At 65.9% G+C, this 3,590-nt stretch carries 1 protein-coding gene and 2 pseudogenes; 1 reads left to right on the plus strand and 2 read right to left on the minus strand.

Annotated features, from left to right (window positions below; all coding sequences use genetic code 11):
• Positions 1 to 231 precede the first annotated feature (231 nt).
• Positions 232 to 363: pseudogene (locus ACFU6I_RS48170) on the minus strand (IS5/IS1182 family transposase); the annotation flags it as partial.
• Between the two features lie 54 nt (positions 364 to 417).
• Here ACFU6I_RS48170 and ACFU6I_RS48175 point away from each other — a divergent pair.
• Positions 418 to 1,239 carry a hypothetical protein gene (locus ACFU6I_RS48175; RefSeq protein ID WP_384380826.1) on the plus strand — a complete coding sequence of 274 codons (822 nt, stop codon included), beginning with the start codon at positions 418 to 420 and terminating at the stop codon, positions 1,237 to 1,239.
• A gap of 363 nt (positions 1,240 to 1,602) precedes the next feature.
• Here ACFU6I_RS48175 and ACFU6I_RS48180 read toward each other — a convergent pair.
• Positions 1,603 to 2,274: pseudogene (locus tag ACFU6I_RS48180) on the minus strand (ISL3 family transposase); the annotation flags it as partial.
• Positions 2,275 to 3,590 lie beyond the last annotated feature (1,316 nt).

Raw genomic sequence — 3,590 nt, forward strand, 5'->3', positions numbered from 1 at the left:
GCGCCAATGCTGTTGCGGCGGCCGCGCCGATGTTCCGAGCGCGCATGAACGTTCCTCTCCTCGACTGCTCGATACCCGACTCCATCGCTGTGCGGCGGACGTCGTAGGCGTTGGGCGTCGGACACGGCCAGGCAGGCATCGGCGTCCGACGACGAAACGCCACATGATATTAGAGGTCGCGCGTATGGGCGGGCGGGTCAGGGTGCGTGAGTAAGAAGGCCAAGGGCGGCAGTTGCCGGCTGCGGTGAGGTGGTTCTTTGTGGTCAGTCCGCCCCGGGACCGGCCGATGGCGTGGTCGGGCCGATTCGCCGACCGGGGCCCCTTTTTGCGGGCGCCGGCCGCGTGCTGATGCGCACGTACGATAAATCTCGCCCGGTCACGTTCTGGGGAATAACGGGCTCTGGAGAAGATCTTGTGATGGGCAGCACCTCGGTGAGGGAAGGCCTCATATCAATCCGGGCGGCAGGACTCACCGTTCGTGACCGGGCCTGCCTGACGGTGGAGCCGGCGGGTGCCGTTCCCGTCCCTGAGGCAGGCACATGCAAGATAGACGGCATGCCGAACGTGTTGGATCTCCCAGCCTCACTGACTCAGCGCGCAATCAAGTTCCTGCGCGAGCACGCCGAGGTGATCGATGCAGACCGCGGCATGAATGATGCGGAGTGCCGAATCCGTCTCGACGGGGTCTTCGGCTCGTACGACGGCCATGTGATCGCCTCGCTTCGACGCCTCCAGGACCGCTACACGGGGCTGAGCTACCAAAGCCCCTACTGGGGCGAGCGAATCTTCTTCGCACCTGTTCTGGAGCCGGACCCCGGTGACGAGCGGGTCGAGTTCCTCTACGCGATCCACCCGACCACGGCCAGCGGCACAGGCGCTTCAGTCCTACCCGACGGCACCGTGATGATCGGCTGGGGGACGGACGAGGTTCGAGCATTCCCGTCCCTGGACCACTTCATCGAGTGCGACGCGCTCCTTGCCGCCGCAGGGAACTTCACCCTCGTCGAGGGTGTCCACGGTGACGAGGTCGATCAACATCTGTCTGAGCTCCGCTCCCAGCGGCCGACGTTGCGGCTTGTAGAGAAAGCCTCTGGGCACACCTCACAGTGGTGGGCTGATCATCAGGTGCTGGTCCACCTCTGTCGTACGTGGGCTGACCTGTGGCAGAGATCCCAGCCGACCCTGCAAATCTGGACGGCGCCACCCGGCTGGTCGGAGCAACCTGACACTGGCCTGTGATCGACCGGACCGGGCCCAGTCAGGTCGCGAGAAGGATCCGTTTGCGGAGCAGGTCGAGCTTGGCGCGTTCGTAGCCCTTCGGTTCATCAGCTTGATTCGCTTCACGTGGCCCTCCACCTGGCCCGAACTCCAGGAGCTGGACTGGCCGACGACGACTGCGTCCTGGTCCCGACGTAGACCGGTGTCCAGGGAGTGCAGAGCTGGTAGGTCGTCGGCGAGGACGCGGTCCATCCAGTCGGGCAGCAGGTCGCCGGGTCGGTTGTGGAGCATAGAGGCGAAGGGCTGAGTCCTGCCGCCGGCCATCTCCAGCTCGGTGGTCGGGCTCGTCGCGAACGCGGAACGGATGCACGCGTGGTGCGAGCCGACGGTTTTCTCCACGGCCTCGGCAAGGTTCCGCCACAGGTGCCAGCCGTCGGCAACCTGCACGGCGTGCGGGGTGCCGGTTCGGGCGCCCTCGGCGCAAGCACCGGCCCGGTCCCGGCAGATGATCTTCACCTCCGGGTGCCCGGCCAGCCACGCGGCGAAGGGCTCGACGTCCCGACCTGGCAACACGTCGACGGGTCGGCGAGCCTCCAGATCCACCAGGACGGTGGCGTACAAGTCGCCCTTGCGTAGTGCGAAGTCGTCCACGCCCAGCACCCGTACCGGGCCCACCCGCCGGTCGGGCATAGTGCGGAGCAGGTTCAGCAGAGTGTCCTGGGCGACCCGGATGCCCAGCAGTGCGCCCAGACAGGCACCAGGTCGGCCGGGGTGCGTGCAGGCGATGGGCAGAAGCACCGACCGCGGCAGCGGGGTGGCGCGAGCGTGAGGAGTGGTCAGCCCCTCGATCTGCTCGGCAAACGGCACCGCTGTGCAGGCGCCGTTGAGGCAGCGGAAACGGCGCACAAGCAGCTTGACGCCCAGGGCCCTGCCCTCGATCGCCGGGTCCGGCAAGCGCCGGAAGTATCGGCCGTGCACCCGCCCCGAAGCCCTGGAACAGTGCGGATACCTCGCTCTGGCCGCTGGCGCGTGGGTGTGCAGGACGATCTGGTCCACCGAGTACTGAACGAACTCGACGACGACACTGGCCAAATGAGGAGGGAACGTCTCAGGACTTCGTGAACTGGAGGCCTGACATCATCTCAGAAGGCTTTGGTGGCACGGGCCGGATCACAAGATCTTCGTCAGAGCCGAATAACGTGATTGTCCACACCGGTAGTTCACTTTGCCGTGCAGGCTGTTCCCGGTTGCGACCTGCGTCCTGGCGACGCTGTGCCGGGGCCCGTCCGTGGATCTGCAACGACTCGCCCCCAGGGGATCGAACGCAGCACCTTGGTTCGCATCCTGGCCCGTTCGCCCGGCGGGCGCGCGCTGTCCCCTCACCGGCCCGCACACTGAATCCGGCTCCGCACGCGGCCCGGTACTCCAGGGCTGCGCCCCGTGCCCGCAGCTGGGGTTGCACCTCGATTTGGCTTTCCGGCCGATTTGGTATTCGGCATGGTCCTGGCTGATGCCCGGCCAGGTCACTGGCTGTGTCTGTGCGTTGGGTGAGCCATGGCTTTTCGCCGCTCGCTGTGTGGGGGTCTTCCGTGCAGGTGGGGGCTCTTTGCTGGCTCGGGCGGGGTTCTGGGGCTGTGTATCGGTTGGGTGGTCGGTGGTGGGGTGGGTGTCGGTTGTAGGCATTTGTTGGTGTGTCAGGTGTGCTTGCTGTTCTGCTTTTTGATGGTTTTGTGGGTGGTGGTCTGGTGTGTGGTGGCTGTTATGCGTCCGGTCGGCTGTGTGGGGTCACACGTTCGGTATTTCCGGTATGGCAGGTATGGGGGTCGTCGGTAGGTTCGTTTCGGGTCGGTTGCTGGGCCGGCGGTGTCTTGGGGAGTGGAGGTAGGGGCATGTCCACGCGTGCCGTTGCCGTGGCCGCCGCTGTAGGAGGCGCAGCGGTCCTTGCGGCCACCGGTATCACCTTTGCGTCGGCGGCCGGGTCCCTGAGGGCTGCTGCGTTTGTCCAGCGGGCCGTTCCTGTTGCAGTTGTCGTTGGTGATGCGGGTGGCGGGAACGGCGGTGGCTAGGGGGTGGTGACAACGTCGTGGTTACGGCGGTGATGGCTACGGCGCTGGTGGTGGTGTTTTGGCTGGTTTTGTTTGTGGTGCATGGAAATCCCGGCCCGTCGGAATCGGGCCGGGATTTCCGGTATGGGGGCGTGTTGTGGTGGATGCCTGGTCCCGGGTGGTGGTTTTGCGTGTGTGGTCCGGGTCGGGTGTCCTATAGCACCTGCTTGGCCATACTAAGTGTTTGCTGGGTTCCCCGCGTGTCGCGGTGGGTGGGCCTGGTCGGCTGGTGTTGTGACGGGGGAGGTTCGCCGGCGCGTGGTGTCT

Source organism: Streptomyces sp. NPDC057486 (genome assembly GCF_042802415.1).
Taxonomy (GTDB): domain Bacteria; phylum Actinomycetota; class Actinomycetes; order Streptomycetales; family Streptomycetaceae; genus Streptomyces; species Streptomyces yanii.

Coding starts and splice junctions, on each gene's coding strand:
- ACFU6I_RS48175 (WP_384380826.1), top strand. CDS start 418: ATGGGCAGCACCTCGGTGAGGGAAGGCCTCATATCAATCCGGGCGGCA.